General features: G+C 61.1%; 15 protein-coding genes. 12 read left to right on the forward strand and 3 right to left on the reverse strand.

Annotated features, from left to right (window positions below; genetic code table 11):
* Positions 1-199 precede the first annotated feature (199 nt).
* From AC1RQB_RS27210 to AC1RQB_RS27220, 3 genes are all read left to right on the forward strand, one after another.
* The gene (locus AC1RQB_RS27210; RefSeq protein ID WP_063340225.1) at positions 200-640 is read left to right on the forward strand and encodes a c-type cytochrome; all 441 of its coding nucleotides are present in this window, start codon (positions 200-202) and stop codon (positions 638-640) included.
* A 3-nt stretch (positions 641-643) separates the two neighbouring features.
* Positions 644-2,071: a cbb3-type cytochrome c oxidase subunit I gene (locus AC1RQB_RS27215; RefSeq protein WP_063340224.1), complete on the forward strand. Its 1,428-nt coding sequence runs from the start codon at positions 644-646 to the stop codon at positions 2,069-2,071.
* Between the two features lie 78 nt (positions 2,072-2,149).
* A complete protein-coding gene (locus AC1RQB_RS27220) occupies positions 2,150-3,991 on the forward strand; it encodes a nitric oxide reductase activation protein NorD (RefSeq protein WP_063340223.1) in 1,842 nt (613 codons plus the stop codon).
* Between the two features lie 195 nt (positions 3,992-4,186).
* Here AC1RQB_RS27220 and AC1RQB_RS27225 read toward each other — a convergent pair whose 3' ends face one another.
* The gene (locus tag AC1RQB_RS27225; protein ID WP_063340441.1) at positions 4,187-4,372 is read right to left on the reverse strand and encodes a hypothetical protein; all 186 of its coding nucleotides are present in this window, start codon (positions 4,370-4,372) and stop codon (positions 4,187-4,189) included.
* A 5-nt stretch (positions 4,373-4,377) separates the two neighbouring features.
* Positions 4,378-5,061: a Crp/Fnr family transcriptional regulator gene (locus tag AC1RQB_RS27230; RefSeq protein WP_008075049.1), complete on the reverse strand. Its 684-nt coding sequence runs from the start codon at positions 5,059-5,061 to the stop codon at positions 4,378-4,380.
* A gap of 592 nt (positions 5,062-5,653) precedes the next feature.
* Here AC1RQB_RS27230 and AC1RQB_RS27235 point away from each other — a divergent pair.
* Complete coding sequence (locus AC1RQB_RS27235; RefSeq protein ID WP_207267270.1) at positions 5,654-6,844, forward strand: NnrS family protein; 1,191 nt, start codon at positions 5,654-5,656, stop codon at positions 6,842-6,844.
* Between the two features lie 28 nt (positions 6,845-6,872).
* A complete protein-coding gene (locus AC1RQB_RS27240; RefSeq protein ID WP_063340222.1) occupies positions 6,873-7,310 on the forward strand; it encodes a hypothetical protein in 438 nt (145 codons plus the stop codon).
* Between the two features lie 75 nt (positions 7,311-7,385).
* Here the strand turns inward: AC1RQB_RS27240 and ytfE are convergent, their stop codons facing one another.
* Positions 7,386-8,060 carry an iron-sulfur cluster repair protein YtfE gene (ytfE, locus tag AC1RQB_RS27245; RefSeq protein ID WP_008075057.1) on the reverse strand — a complete coding sequence of 225 codons (675 nt, stop codon included), beginning with the start codon at positions 8,058-8,060 and terminating at the stop codon, positions 7,386-7,388.
* Between the two features lie 154 nt (positions 8,061-8,214).
* Here ytfE and norR point away from each other — a divergent pair, with 154 nt between their 5' ends.
* The 7 genes from norR to ubiT all read left to right on the forward strand — a co-directional run bounded on the left by norR (position 8,215) and on the right by ubiT (position 14,990).
* Positions 8,215-9,744: a nitric oxide reductase transcriptional regulator NorR gene (gene norR / locus AC1RQB_RS27250; RefSeq protein WP_063340221.1), complete on the forward strand. Its 1,530-nt coding sequence runs from the start codon at positions 8,215-8,217 to the stop codon at positions 9,742-9,744.
* 78 nt (positions 9,745-9,822) lie between these two features.
* Complete coding sequence (gene pdxH / locus AC1RQB_RS27255) at positions 9,823-10,470, forward strand: pyridoxamine 5'-phosphate oxidase (RefSeq protein ID WP_063340220.1); 648 nt, start codon at positions 9,823-9,825, stop codon at positions 10,468-10,470.
* Between the two features lie 240 nt (positions 10,471-10,710).
* Entirely contained in the window at positions 10,711-11,265 is a 555-nt protein-coding gene (gene moaB, locus AC1RQB_RS27260) for a molybdenum cofactor biosynthesis protein B (RefSeq protein WP_063340219.1), read from the forward strand.
* Positions 11,262-12,497 carry a molybdopterin molybdotransferase MoeA gene (locus AC1RQB_RS27265; protein WP_207267268.1) on the forward strand — a complete coding sequence of 412 codons (1,236 nt, stop codon included), beginning with the start codon at positions 11,262-11,264 and terminating at the stop codon, positions 12,495-12,497. The genes moaB and AC1RQB_RS27265 overlap by 4 nt, the downstream gene beginning before the upstream one ends.
* Before the next feature lie 132 nt (positions 12,498-12,629).
* Entirely contained in the window at positions 12,630-13,625 is a 996-nt protein-coding gene (gene ubiU / locus AC1RQB_RS27270; RefSeq protein WP_063340218.1) for a ubiquinone anaerobic biosynthesis protein UbiU, read from the forward strand.
* Between the two features lie 10 nt (positions 13,626-13,635).
* Positions 13,636-14,526, forward strand: a complete 891-nt coding sequence (locus AC1RQB_RS27275) for a U32 family peptidase (protein ID WP_063340217.1) — start codon at positions 13,636-13,638, stop codon at positions 14,524-14,526.
* Entirely contained in the window at positions 14,520-14,990 is a 471-nt protein-coding gene (gene ubiT, locus AC1RQB_RS27280; protein ID WP_063340216.1) for a ubiquinone anaerobic biosynthesis accessory factor UbiT, read from the forward strand. Before AC1RQB_RS27275 ends, ubiT begins: the two co-directional genes overlap by 7 nt.
* The last annotated feature ends 359 nt before the right edge of the window (positions 14,991-15,349 follow it).

Raw genomic sequence — 15,349 nt, forward strand, 5'->3', positions numbered from 1 at the left:
CCCCCCCCCCCCCCCCCCCCCCCCCCCCCCCCCCCCCCCCCCCCCCCCCCCCCCCCCCCCCCCCCCGCTCCCACATTCGATCTCTGTCAGCCATACGATCTATACCCGACCAAAACCATCTGCCTTTCTTGATCGCCATCAAGCAGGTTTCAACCCTTCGCTTTCTATCATGGGCACGCCAAGCAAAGAGGAAGCGACCATGTCAGAGACCTTCACCAAAGGCATGGCCAGGAATATCTACTTTGGGGGAAGCATCTTCTTCTTCCTGATATTCCTGGCCTTGACCTATCACACGGAACAGACCTTTCCAGTGCGCAGCAATGAAGCGCAGTTAACCGAATCAGTGATCCGCGGCAAGACGGTCTGGGAGCAAAACAACTGCATCGGCTGCCACACGCTGCTGGGCGAGGGCGCCTACTTTGCGCCTGAGCTGGGCAACGTGTTCCAGCGGCGCGGCGGGGAAGCGGGCTTCAAACCCTTTCTACATGCCTGGATGAAAATGCAGCCGCTAGGCGTACCGGGCCGGCGCGCGATGCCGCAGTTCAAGTTGAGCGAGCAAGAGGTGGATGACATCGCCGAGTTCCTCAAATGGAGCTCGAACATCAACACCAATAACTGGCCGCCAAACAAGGAGGGCTAAGAGATGAGCATGGCTAATCCGCATCTGAAATTCGCCTCGCAAGCCGTGGCCAAACCGTACTTCGTGTTCGCCCTGATGCTGTTTCTCGGTCAGGTGCTGTTCGGTTTGATCATGGGTGTGCAATACGTGGTGGGGGACTTTCTGTTCCCGATCATTCCCTTCAACGTGGCGCGGATGGTGCACACCAACTTGCTGATCGTCTGGCTGCTGTTCGGCTTCATGGGCGCTGCCTACTACCTGATTCCGGAAGAGGCCGACCGCGAACTGCACAGTCCGAAGCTGGCGATCATCCTGTTCTGGGTATTCGCCGCCGCGGGCGTGCTGACGATCCTCGGCTATCTGCTGGTGCCTTATGCAGGCCTGGCCAAACTGACCCACAACGAGTTGCTGCCGACCATGGGCCGGGAATTCCTGGAGCAGCCGACCATCACCAAGATGGGCATTGTGGTGGTGTGCCTGGGCTTTCTCTACAACATCGGCATGACCCTGCTCAAAGGTCGCAAGACCACCGTCAGCATGGTGATGATGACCGGGCTGATCGGCCTTGCGGTGTTCTTCCTGTTCTCCTTCTACAACCCAGGCAACCTGGCCCGCGACAAGTTCTACTGGTGGTGGGTGGTGCATCTTTGGGTGGAAGGTGTGTGGGAACTGATCATGGGTTCGATGCTCGCTTTTGTCCTGATCAAAATCACCGGTGTCGACCGGGAAGTCGTGGAAAAATGGCTGTACGTGATCATCGCCATGGCGCTGATTACCGGGATCATCGGCACCGGTCACCACTTCTTCTGGATCGGTGCGCCTGAGGTCTGGTTGTGGGTCGGCTCGATCTTCTCGGCACTCGAACCGCTACCGTTCCTGGCCATGGTGATCTTCGCCTTCAGCATGGTGAAGAACCGTCGCCGGCAACACCCGAACCGCGCCGCCACACTGTGGGCCAAGGGCACTACGGTCACCGCGTTCTTCGGTGCGGGCGTCTGGGGTTTTCTGCACACCCTGGCACCGGTCAACTTCTACACCCACGGTTCGCAACTGACGGCGGCTCACGGTCACCTGGCCTTCTACGGTGCTTACGCGATGATCGTGATGACCTTGATCAGCTACGCCATGCCGCGTTTGCGCGGGCTGGGTGAAGCGGCTGACGAGCGTTCGCAGACCTTGGAGATCTGGGGCTTCTGGTTGATGACCCTGTCGATGGTGATGATCACGCTGTTCCTGACCGCTGCCGGTGTCGTCCAGGTTTACCTGCAACGCTGGCAGGCCGACGGGATTGCGTTGCCATTCATGGCCACGGTCGAACATCTGCAGGTGCTGTTCTGGGCGCGGCTGGGCGCCGGTCTCGGCTTCTTCGCAGGCTTGCTCTGTTACCTGCTTAGCTTCAAGCAACGGAGCCGCGCCGCCTTGCGCGCCCCGGCTGCGGTTGTACCTTCATGAGCGAGTGCAACAGCTAGAAAAGGTCGGCCCGGCTGATACAGCGGGCCGTTTTTTTGGTTTCCAGCAAGGGCAAGCATCATGGCGTTTACCGTCGAACTGGAAGAGTGGGTAGGCAGTGTCTGGCATCGTTTCATCACCCGGCGTGCCAGCCCGGACTTCCCTGAAGCACGGGTTGAACTGGCCAGTCAGCAACGCCCGCTGGCGCTGTTGTTTCGTGCCATGGGCGGTGCCAATGGCATCGGTGTGGAAGCGGCCAGCGACCGCGATCTGCTGCTGCGCCGAAACGTGTTGCAGCAGATCGCCGGCACCTGCAAACAAGTGCCGTTGGCGTGGTGTGACGCGAGTAATTTGCGGCTGCCATCGAGCCTGGCGGTGTTTCCTGAAGTCGCCCTGAACGAGGAACTCTATCGGTGGCTCGCGTTGCTGGCGGCACAAGCCGGGCATATGCGGCACTGGGGGCGGGACAATCAACGCTGGACGCAACAGCTGTTGCAACGCTATCCCGCGCTGCGTGCTCGTTACAAACGACTGGTCGATGCCCATCTGCAATTGCGCCCCGATCCGGCCTCGTTGAACGCCAGCGAAGCGGCACTGGAACGGGCGCTATGCCAGGCGCTGCGCGAACCCGGCAGTGTCGAGCATTTCCCTCGCAGCGAACGGGCCGCGTGGCCGCTGCCGCTGTGGTTGTACCCGCCACAAAACCTCGCCAGCCCGCAGGCTGCCGATCTGGGAGACGAGTCGGAAGAGTCGCTGACGACCCCGTCCGGTGAACAGAAAGGCGCAAGCAAACGCGCCAAGCGGATCGATGAAGGTAGTCGCGACGGTGGGTTGTTGATCGTGCGTCTGGAGAACCTGTTCAGCTGGACCGAGCACGTGGACCTGGATCGCTGGTCGGACGACAGCGAAGACCCGGACGCAGCCCGAGTCGCCGACGACCTGGATGAATTGACCCTGTCGCGCACCCGTCTGCGCAAGGGCGGCGGTCTGAAGCTGCACCTGGATTTGCCACCGGCCGATGTCGACGATATTCCCCTCGGCGAGGGCATCAAGCTGCCGGAGTGGGACTACCGCAAACAACAAATGCAGGACAGCTTTGTCAATCTGCAAATGATGGTGCCCCGCGACTGTGAGGCGCAGCCATTACCGCCACGGCTGAAGGCCTCGGCGCACCGTCTGCGCCGCCAGTTCGAGCACCTGCGCAACGACCGCCAATGGTTACGCCAGCAACCTCAAGGGTCTGAACTGGACATGCAGGCCTGGCTGGATTTTCACGTCGAGCGCGAGCATGGCCAGTGTGCCGAACGCGGTCTGTTCATGGAGCAACGGCAGACCCGCCGCGACCTGGCGTGCCTGTTGCTGGCCGATGTGTCGATGTCCACCGATGCCCACCTGAACGATGAGCATCGAGTGATTGATGTAATCCGCGACAGCCTGTTGCTGTTCGGCGAAACCTTGTCGGTGTTGGGCGATGATTTCGCCCTGTACGGGTTCTCCTCGCTGCGCCGTCAGCAAGTGCGCATGCAGGAACTCAAGGCGTTCACCCAGCGTTATGACGACACCACCCGAGGTCGCATTCAAGGGCTCAAGCCGGGGTATTACACGCGCATGGGCGCCGCCATTCGCCAGGCCACGCAACTATTGGGCACGAGCAAGCGGCGCAGCAAACTGTTGCTGCTGCTTACGGATGGCAAACCGAATGATCTGGATCTGTATGAAGGGCGCTACGGTGTTGAAGACACCCGCGAGGCGGTGCTGGAAGCGCGGCGTCAGGGGCTGACGCCGTTCTGTATCACGATCGATCGCGAGGCCGGGGATTACCTGCCGTACATGTTCGGCGCCAATGGCTACACCTTGATCCGTCAGCCTGAGCAGTTACCGCTGCGCTTGCCGCAGTTGTATCGTCAGCTGACTCAACCGTAATGTCCTTGACCACCTGCGTCCTTGTAGCAGCTGGCGCAGCCTGCGTTCGGCTGCGAAGCAGTCGTAAAACCATTCACTGCGGTGTTTCAGTAGTACCGTGGGCTCAGGATTACGACTGCTTCGCAGCCGAACGCAGCCTTCGGCAGCTGCTACAGGGACGCAGGCTGCGCCAGCTGCAGGGGATATGTGCGGTCTTCAGCTGCGTGGCAGCCAGAAAAACATCGTCACGCAGAAGATCGTCAGGCCAACGCAGAACCACATGAATCGGCGCTGCCGACGTTCTCCGGCGCGTTCAGCCAGTGCCGGCAGGGGCATGCCGCATTGGCGGCACTCGATCTTTTGTGGTGGGTTGGCGTGTTGGCAATACAGGCAGACGGGCATGGCGCTCACTCGAACTGTTCCAGGCGCAGACGATCAAGAATGGCAATCTGACGGCCGTCCTGAGTGATGATGTTTTCATCGATCAAGCGGCGAATGATCCGCGAAAAGGTTTCCGGCTGGATCGACAGATGCCCGGCAATCAGTTGCTTGGCCATCGGCAGCTCGAATTGGCTGTCAACGGTTTGCTGGCGTACCAGTTGCGTCAGCAGATAACGCACGACCCGGTGGGTGGCGTTTTTCAGTGACAGGGTTTCGATTTCGTTGACCCGTTGATGCAAGCGAACGCAGAGCTTGCCCAGCAGTGCAAAGGTCAGCCGACTGTTGCTCTGCAGCAGGCGCATGTAGGTGCTGTTGGATAACCGGTAGAGCTGGGTGGGGCAGATCGCTTCGGCCGAGGCCACGTAGTTCGGGGTGTCCATCAGCATCATCGCCTCGGCGAAAGTTTGCCGATCGCTGATGACCTCAAACACTTTCTCCTGCCCATCGGGTGTCAGCCGGTAGATTTTCACCGCGCCGGCAATGATGAAATAGAACGAATCGGCCGGCTCACCTTGACGGAACAACGGCTCGCCTTTGTCGATGCTCAGCAAGTGGCTGGTACTCATCAGTTCATCCAGCTGTTCTTCGTTCAACGGCTCGAACAAGTGATGACTGCGCAGAATCTGGTGATGGACGCGATGAAGCACCATGAGAATTCATCCTGAAGACAGAGAAGGGGGGATCAGGTCAGACGAGACCTAGAGAAACGCCGCTGGCCAAGGCCAGGATTGAGGTCAACACAACAAACCAGGCCAGTGGCTGGATGACTTTTTTCATGACGACTCCGGTAATCGAAAGGGATCCAGGATTTCTAAAAGGTTGCCCATGCAGAGCAAGACGCGGGCCAGGCGTGGAGGGCCTTGTTTATGGGGGTTCTCAAGCATGAGGGTAAAAAAGACTATGCTCTTTAGGGTTTAAACAACCCTAAAATGGTCATTTTTACCCTGGTCGGGAGCACCTTGTGGCGAGGGAGCTTGCTCCCGCTGGAGTGCGAAGCACTCCCAACACCGGCCATCGCAATTCTTCAGATACAACGCATCAGCCGGTTTACGGCTGCTGCGCACTCGAGCGGGAGCAAGCTTCCTCGCCACAAAGGACGCGCGCTCGGCATCGGGGCACGCCACTTGCACACTTGATCTGCGACAAAGGCAATGAATCGGTAATACCCGATGATTGTCCCTGGATTTACCTCGGCGCGAGCGGGTTGGCGCCAGGTCAGCAAACAGGTAGAGGAGTGGCTTTATGCAAGTGCTTGACCGCCGTAAAGCGATGGCCATCGCGCCGCTGTTACGGCTGGCCTTTCGGCCGTTTTTCCTCGCTGGCTGCCTGTTGGCGGTGCTGGCCATTCCGCTGTGGCTGGCGGCTTTTAGTGGTTCGATGTCCGACTGGCAGCCGGCAGGCGGTTGGCTGGGCTGGCATCGGCATGAATTGCTGTTCGGGTTCGGCTTGGCGATTATCGCGGGCTTTTTGCTGACGGCCGTGCAGACCTGGACCGGTCGCCCCGGCCTCAGCGGCAAGCCGTTGGGCGCTCTGGCGTTGCTGTGGTTATTGGCGCGAGTGGCCTGGTTGGCCAATGTGCCGTGGCCGTTGCTCGCGGTGCTGGAAATGGCGTTCCCGTTGGCGCTGGTGGTGCTCATGGGCTTCACCCTGTGGAAGGTGCGGCAGAAACGTAATTACCCGATTGTGGTGGTTCTGCTGTTGTTGGCCGTGGCCGACGGGTTGTCTTTGTACGGCCTGGTCGAGGGGCATGAAGGCTGGCAGCGCCAGGGTGTGCTGACCGGCATTTGGCTGGTGGCGGCGATGATGGGGTTGATTGGCGGGCGGGTGATTCCGTTCTTCACCCAGCGTGGACTTGGTCGGGTGGAAGGCGTTGCAGCCTGGCCCTGGCTGGATCGATTGCTGTTGGTGGGCTCGCCGCTGGTGGCGTTGTTATATGCCGCAGGACCTGCGCTCAATCCCAATGTCTGGGTGGGCCTGCTGTTCGCGGTGCTGGCGGCGGGACATCTGGTGCGCCTGGTGCGCTGGCATGACCGGGCACTCTGGCACGTACCGTTGCTGTGGTCGCTGCACCTGGCTTATGGCTGGTTGGCGGTGGCTTGTCTCGGGATGGCGCTGTGGCATTTCGGCGCGCCGATTAACCCGAGTCTGGCGGTGCATTGCCTGACGATCGGGGCCATGGGCGGCCTGGTGCTGGCGATGATCGCGCGGGTCAGCCTTGGGCATACCGGCCGTGCGCTGGAGCCGCCGTCGGGGATGACCCTGGCGTTCATCTTGCTCAATCTGGCGTGCCTGAGCCGGGTCGTGTTGATCGAGTTCTTTCCCTTGCCGGCATTGTGGTTGGCTGGTCTGTGCTGGGCGCTGGCGTTTGCGCTGTATGCCTGGCGCTATGGGCCGATGCTGCTGCGGGCCCGGGTGGACGGTCATCCGGGATGAGCACGCGAACTGACAGAGGCTGGCGCTGATGTATCCCTTTTTGCTGGTCACGCATTTGCTGGCAGCGATTGCCTTCATCGGCACGCTGTTTTTCGAGGTGGTCATCTGGCATCGCGCGCGCCAGCAGTTGGCGGACGTATCGCAAGTGACGGCGGATCAGGCGATTGCCGTGCGTTCGCGCAAGGTGCTGCATGGCGTGGTGTTGCTGTTGTATGGCGCCGGCATCGGCCTGGCGTGGCAGTACCGGGGCGCATTGGGTCAGCCGCTGGCCAGCAGTTTTGGCCTGTTGCTGAGCCTCAAGATCCTGCTGGCCCTGAGCATCATCGGCCATTACTTGCTGCTGGCCTATTGGCTGACCCATGCGCGCCTGACCACGACTCGCGCCAGCTGGATTCGCCGCAGCATCCTCGGGCACATGGTGTTGATCGTGATCCTGGCCAAGGCGATGTTCTATTGGCACGGTTGATTACAAGCAGTCCAGGATAAACAAAACCCGCGTCAACCGATGGGCTGACGCGGGTTGGGTGTGACTGGCGATCGATCAATGACGAGGGTTCAGGGCATTGATGAACAGCACGTTGTTTTCCAGATGGATGTGTTGCATCAGGTCATCCTTGAATTCCAGCAGCCCGCGATAGAGGGCGCGCCAGGTGTTACAGGCATCGGCAGGCGGGATGATGTGATTGGTCAGGGCGAGCATTTTCTCCAGTGCTTCACCATGTTGATCATGTTCGAAGCGCAGCACCTGGATCGGCGGAGCCGCTTGAGCACCGATGCCCTGTTGCAGCATCGGGAACAGCACCTGTTCTTCCTTGAGCATGTGGCCTTCGAGTTCTTGCTGCATGTCGGTCAGGAGATCGGCCAGGCCGTTGGGGCAGCTGCTGCGCGCGCCATGGACCTGCTCGACGCGACGAGCCAGGCGGATCAGTTCCGGCAGTTGCTCGCGGTGGCGGGCGTGGTAGCGCGCCAGAAGGTGGGCGATCAACAGTTCCAAAGGTTCGTTGCGCCAGTCGTGCTGGGTTTCGCCGGCGTCTTGCAGAATGTTCAGTGCGTCGGCAATGAGGACCGGATCGAGGTTTTTGCCAAGGGCCGCTTCACGCAAGCTTTTATGCCCGCCGCAACAGAAGTCCAGTTTGAAGGTATGGAAGATCCGGGTGGCACCGGGAATGTCGCAGGCCAGTTGGCCGAGGCTTTGTTCCAATAGGGTCTGGCTCATCAGGGTTCCTTGTTTGGGTTTCAACGGTTCCCCAGGCTCATTGCATCCGGCATGCCATGTTTAAATGATTGAAAAACATGGATTTATTTTTAGTCGTGGTGATAGACACCCTGACGCTTCAGGGTGAATCCAACCATAGAGGGTGATTACTACCATGCTGCGAGAAAGCCTGGCAGCCGACCTGATCGTCGAGTTGCCCAATGCCGTGCGGTTGCAACGATTGGTCCAGACCCTGCGCGAATACTTCAACAGTGGCGCCGTGGGCTTGCTGCGTCTGGATGACGACAGCCTCAGGCCGGTGGCGACGGTGGGGCTGGTTCATGAAGCGCTGGGGCGCCGGTTCGTCATCGCCCAGCATCCCCGGTTGGCGGCAATCATGGCGTCGCGCGAGCCGACCTGGTTCGAACCCGACAGTCGCCTGCCAGACCCCTATGACGGCTTGCTCGACAACCACGTCGGCGAACCGCTGCCGGTGCATGACTGCATGGGCGTGAGCCTGTATGTCGAGGGGCGGATCTGGGGCGCGATCACCCTCGATGCGCTGCACGCCGGGACCTTCGACAGCCGCGCGCGGGAAGAGCTCAAACGCTGCACCTTGCAGATCGAAGCCGCCGTGCGGGTCACCCGGCTCGAGCAGGAAAACCGCAGCTTGCGCCTGTCCCGCAGCGATCCCCAGGATTTGCGAATGCCGGTCGAGGAGGGCGAGATCCTCGGGCAGAGTGAGGTGTTGCATCAGTTGCTCAATGAGCTGGATGTACTGGCCGACTCCGATCTGCCGGTATTGCTGTTGGGCGAGACCGGCGTCGGCAAAGAGCTGTTCGCCCGGCGCTTGCATCGCCTTTCAAGGCGCCATCACAAACCGCTGATACACGTTAACTGCGCCGCTTTGCCGGAGTCGCTGGCAGAGAGTGAGTTGTTCGGGCATGTCAAAGGCGCCTTTTCCGGCGCCACCAGTGACCGTGCCGGACGCTTCGATGCTGCCAACGGTGGCACGCTGTTTCTCGATGAAGTCGGGGAGTTGCCCTTGAGCGTGCAAGCGAAGTTATTGCGCACCCTGCAGAACGGCGAGATCCAGCGCCTCGGTGCCGACAAGCCGCTGCACGTCGATGTGCGCATCATCGCGGCCACCAACCGGCATCTGCCGGACAGCATCCGCGACGGCTTTTTTCGTGCCGATCTGTATCACCGGCTCTCGGTGTACCCGGTGCCGATTCCGCCCCTGCGCGAGCGCGGTAACGATGTGTTGATGCTGGCCGGGCATTTCCTTGAACTCAATCGGGCGCGGCTCGGCCTGCGTGGTTTGCGCCTGTCACCGGCGGCCGAACGCGTGCTGCTGCTTTATACCTGGCCGGGCAATGTGCGCGAACTGGAACACGTGATCAGTCGGGCCGCGTTGAAGCAGCTCAGTCGCGGTACGAGTCGCGCATTGATCATGACGCTGGAGCCTGAGATTCTCGATCTCGACAGCGCAATGGCGGCATCGGGGACGGTGGTCGAGCCATCCCCGGACGTTACGGCTGATTTGCCGTTCCAGCCCTTGGGCGAAGCCGTCGACGATTACCAGCGCAAGAAAATCCTCCAGGCCCTGAGCCTGTCCGGGGAAAACTGGGCCAGCGCCGCGCGAATCCTCGAAGTCGACCCCAGCAACCTGCACAAACTGGCACGGCGTCTGGGTCTCAAGTAGGCGACAGTGTTGATGGCGGTCAAGGTGGCTTTGCGCAGTGCCTCGCACACTGCGTAAAACCTTCCGGAGATCACCGTCATGCCGCTTTCCCTGGCTCAGATGCGCCGTAACTACACCCTTAATGGCCTGCAAGATGAGGCTGCGCTGGCCGATCCGCTGGCGATGTTCCGGCAATGGCTGCAACAGGCCCGCGACACCGAGTGCGCGCCCGTCGAGGCCAATAGCATGGTGCTGGCGACGGTCGACCCTGAAGGACGGCCGCACTGTCGGGTTCTGTTGCTCAAGGGCTTGAGCGATGAAGGTTTTACTTTTTTCGGTAATTACCAGAGTGACAAAGGTCAGCAACTGGCCGCCAATCCCTATGCCGCGATGACGTTTTTCTGGCCGGGACTGGAGCGTCAGGTGCGAATCGAAGGGCAGGTGTCCAGACTCGACCCGGCATTGTCGGATGCGTACTTCGATTCCCGTTCCATGGCCAGTCGCCTGGGGGCCTGGGCTTCACCGCAAAGCCGTCCGCTGGCCAGTCGTGCAGCGCTGGAATCCATGCTGGCTGAAACCATCAAACACTTCGTTGGCCAGACTGTGTCGCGCCCCGAGCATTGGGGCGGCTATTGCCTGCACCCTGAACGTCTGGAGTTCTGGCAGGGGCGGGCCGACCGCTTGCATGATCGTGTCGATTACCGGTTGCGCGATGGTGTATGGCAACGAAATCGACTGGCGCCTTGAACAGATCACGTAGCAATAAAGAACCATGTGGGAGCGAGCTTGCTCGCGATAGCGGTGGATCAGTCGACATCAATGTTGCCTGACAAACCGCTATCGCGAGCAAGCTCGCTCCCACAGGTTTTTGTGTGGCCTGCACATTCTCTTTATGTCCCTGTGGAGGTACCTCCTTGGAGGAATAGGCTCGCTCGCTATTCCGGTTCAGGCTTCGGGCCATACCCTCATCTACGGGAAGACCTGGATATGGCCCATCTGGCGCAACGCACGTTTGAACCCCTGAACATCGCCGTGCTGACCATCAGCGATACGCGCACCTTTGACACCGACACTTCTGGGCAGACCCTGACCGATTTGCTGCAAACAGCCGGGCATATGTTGATCGATCGCGATCTGGTCAAGGACGACATTTATCAGATCCGCGCCACCGTTTCCCGGTGGATCGCCGACCCCACGGTGCAAGTGGTGTTGATGACCGGCGGCACCGGTTTCACCGCTCGCGACAACACACCGCAAGCAGTCTTGCCATTGCTGGACAAGCATGTGGAAGGCTTCGGCGAACTGTTCCGCCAGGTGTCTCTGGAGGAAATCGGCATGTCCAGCCTGCAGTCCCGGGCACTGGCCGGCATGAGTAACGGCGTGCTGGTGTGCTGCGTTCCAGGCTCGCCGGGAGCCTGCCGGACTGCCTGGAACAAGATCCTGCTCGAACAACTGGACAGTCGCACCGGCCCATGCAATTTCGCCCCTCATTTGAAACCGCAAGCTCAACGGGTCATCGACGCCTGCGGGACACGCTCATGACCGGCCGGGTGTGCGACCTCGGCAATCTGATGCCGGTGGACGAGGCCATCAGCCGTCTGCTGGACCAGGCACCGCCGCCGCCTCTGGCGCAAATGGTGCGTCTGGATCAAGCCATGGGGCGGGTACTGGCGGCGGACATTCATTCCCCGGTGAACCTGCCGGCCTGGGACAACAGTGCCATGGACGGCTATGCCCTCAGGGCGGCTGACCTGCCCCAGGCGGGTGGCTGTTTATCGATTGGCGGGCGCATTGCGGCGGGGGATCAAGCATGCACGCCCTTGCTCGCGCAGCAGGCGGTGCAGATCTTTACCGGCGCGCCATTGCCGCCGGGCGCCGATACCGTCGTGCCGCAAGAGCGCTGTCGGGTCGAGGGCGAGCGCGTCTGGTTCCCGCCTGTATCCGTTGGCGACCATGTGCGCAAGGAGGGGGAGGAAGTTCGCCGAGGGGATCTGTTGCTCAAGGCCGGTAAACGCCTGCGCGCACAAGAACTGGGGTTGCTGGCCGGCGCGGGTATCGCGCGGGTCGAGGTCTATCGGCCGTTGCAGGTGTGCCTGCTCAGCAGCGGCAATGAACTGCGTGAGCCGGGCGATCCGTTGGCGCCGGGGCAGATTTACAACAGCAACCGGTATTGCCTCGCCGCGTTGTTGCGCGGCTGGGGCGTCGAAGTGCACGACTATGGCGTCATGGTCGATGAGTTGGCGGCCAGCCGGCATGCCTTGAGCCTGGCGTCTTCGGAATGTGACTTGCTGTTGAGTTCCGGTGGCGTGTCGGTGGGCGAGGAAGATCACCTCAAACAGGCGATCGAGGAACTGGGCAACGTGGATTTCTGGCGGCTGGCCATTCAGCCGGGTAAGCCACTGGCCTTTGGTGAAGTGGCCGGTAAACCCTGGATCGGCATGCCGGGAAATCCTTCGGCGGCGCTGATTACCGCGTTGGTGGTGGTGCGTCCGTTCCTGCTCAGGGCCCAAGGCGTGACTGACGTACTGCCGGTGCCGTTGGCCGTGCCAGCCGGTTTCGACTGGTTGCAGCGTAACAAGCGTCGGCAGTACCTGCGGGCCAGATTGACGCCCGGCGCCGACGGTCAGTTGAGCGTGGAACTGCACCCTCAGCAAAGCTCGGCCATGTTGACCGCCGCGTGCTGGGCCGATGGGCTGGCGGTGATCGAGTGCGAGCAGCAAGTGCTCAAGCACGACAACGTGATGTTCCTGTCCTTCGCCGACCTGATGCATTGATGGCAATTGATTGCCGTCAAGGCCGTGCCTGCCGGTCTCGCTAGACTGGCAGCGCCTTTTTCGATCGCCCCGGACCCTCGCGTCATGGGCATCAGGCGATGGCCCGGACGCGTTTTTTCATGAGGATTACCCATGCAACTGGTCTGCCCGGCAGGGAATCTGCCTGCGCTTAAAGCGGCGGTGCGCCAAGGCGCCGATGCCGTCTATGTCGGCTTTCGCGATGACACCAACGCCCGGCATTTCGCGGGGCTGAACATGGACGACAAACAGTTCGACGCCGCGGTCGCCCATATCCGTCAGCATCAACGCAAACTCTACGTCGCGGTCAACACGTACCCGCAGCCCAAGGGCTGGGAGCGCTGGCAGCGAGCGGTGGATCGTGCCGCCGATTTCGGCGTCGATGCCCTGATCGCCGCCGACCCCGGAGTGCTCAACTACGCCAGTCAGCGTCACCCGAAACTGGCGTTGCACCTGTCGGTCCAGGGATCGGCGACCCATGCCGCCGCGCTGGAGTTTTATGCGCAGCGCTACGGCATTCGGCGCGCGGTGCTGCCGCGGGTGTTGTCGTTGGCGCAAGTACGCCAGGTCGCCGCCAGCAGTCCGGTGCCCATCGAAGTGTTTGGTTTCGGCAGCTTATGCATCATGGCCGAAGGGCGTTGCCATCTGTCTTCCTACATCACTGGCGAGTCGCCGAACCTGTGCGGTGTCTGTTCGCCGGCCAAAGCGGTGCGCTGGAGCGAGGACGCCGAAGGCTTGAGCGCGCGCCTCAGCGAAGTGCTGATCGATCGCTACACCCCTGACGAACCGGCCGGTTACCCGACCTTGTGCAAGGGCCGATTCCTGGTCGGCGGCAAACGCTTTCATGCGCTGGAGGAGCCCACCAGCCTCGACACCCTGGACTTGCTGCCGGAACTGACGGCCATCGGCGTCGAAGCCGTGAAGATCGAGGGCCGCCAACGCAGCCCGGCCTATGTCGAACAAGTCACCCGCGTCTGGCGCGCAGCACTGGACGCCCATCGTGGCGCACCGGGCAGTTTTCGGGTCAAGGAGGAATGGCGTCAGGTGCTGGCCGGTTTGTCCGAAGGCAGCCAGACCACTCTGGGTGCTTATCATCGATCATGGCAATGAGGGATTCGACATGAAACTCAGCCTGGGACCGGTCCTGTTTTATTGGGACAAGGAACAACTCAGCCACTTTTACGCCGAGATGTCGGCCTTGCCCCTGGATGTGATTTACCTGGGGGAAACCGTGTGTTCGAAACGCCGGGCCTTTTCGCTGGATCAATGGCTGGGGTTGGGCCGTGAGTTGCAGGAATGCAGTCAGGCGCAGTTGGTGCTTTCCAGCCTGACGCTGATCGAAGCGGCGTCCGAACTCTCCAGCCTGCGCCGGTTGTGCGACAACGGCCAATTGCTGGTGGAAGCCAACGACATGGGCGCGGTGCAATTCCTGGCCGAGCGCAAGTTGCCGTTCGTGGGCGGCCCGGCCCTCAATCTGTACAACGGTCACTCATTGGCGCAATTACTCGACAGCGGCATGACCCGCTGGGTGCCGCCCGTGGAATGTTCGGCGGCGTTGATTGGTGATGTGATCGGGCAGGTGCGCGAACTGGGCCGTGCAGTGCCGGAAGTTGAAATCTTCGCTTATGGGCATTTGCCATTGGCCTATTCCGCCCGCTGCTTTACGGCTCGGGCGGAAAACCGGCCCAAGGACGACTGCCAGTTTTGTTGCATCAACTACCCCGATGGCTTGGCGCTGACCAGTCAGGAAGGGCAGGCGCTGTTCACCATCAACGGTATTCAAACGATGTCGGCCGAGGTGACCAATCTGCTGGCCGATTACTCCGGGCTGGTGGCCTGCGGTGCCGATCTGTTGCGCTTGAGTCCTCGTGCTCAAGGCATGACCGAGGTGATCGCGGCCTATCAGCGGGTTCGTCTGGGTGAGACTCCGCCGTTGTTCGTCGAAGGATGCAATGGTTACTGGCATGGCCAGGCCGGCATGCTGCGCGTCGAGGAGGTCGGCCTGTGTTGAATCGAAAAAAGTGGCTGTTGAAAGGTGCCGACCGGGTGTTACCGCTGGTGCGCCGAGTGCCTTTTGCCGTGCAGCGGCTGGCGTTGCAACAGGCGCTGAACCGCTGCCTCGCCGGGCCGGTGCGCGATGGCGAGTTTGAGGTTTTGCGTGGGCGTTGGTTGTGTTTGCGGATTCCGGATCTGGGGTTGTCCTGGTATCTGACGCTCAGTGGCGGAGGGTTGCGGATTGCCGAGCACGCCGTTGCGCATGTGACGATCAGTGGCAACTGGCGGGAGTTTTTACTGCTGGCGAGTCGTCAGGAAGATCCGGATACGCTGTTTTTTCGCCGGCGTTTGGTGATTGAGGGTGATACGGAGTTGGGGCTGGCGTTGAAGAACCTGATCGACAGTCTTGATCCTGATGTGTTGCCTGTTTGGGTGTGGCGCAATCTGGAGCGGGCGGGGAAGGGGTTGGCGGCGGGGTAATCGACGTCGTTCAATTGTGGGAGCTGGCTTGCCTGCGATGGCGGCCTGATAGCCGACCTGTATTTTGGTCGGAGTGCATATCCATTTCTGTTGTAACGGCGGCTTATGGTTCCGCCCTTACGGCGGGTTACTTTGAAAAGCGCAAAGTAACCAAACGCTTTCGCCCCTGACGTACGGTGGCTCGCCCAGGCTCGCCATGCCCTCGCTCCGGTCCTGCTCCGTGGGCCCGCCGCCATCGGCCATCCATGGCCGGGGGCGGCTACCGCGGCATCCTTGCCGCGGTGCCCACTGCGCAGAACCTGCGCTCGGCCTTCCGACGGGGCAGATCAAGATCAAAAGCCAAAGCCAAAGCCAAAGCC

Source organism: Pseudomonas sp. GW822-FHT02E03, assembly GCF_058802325.1.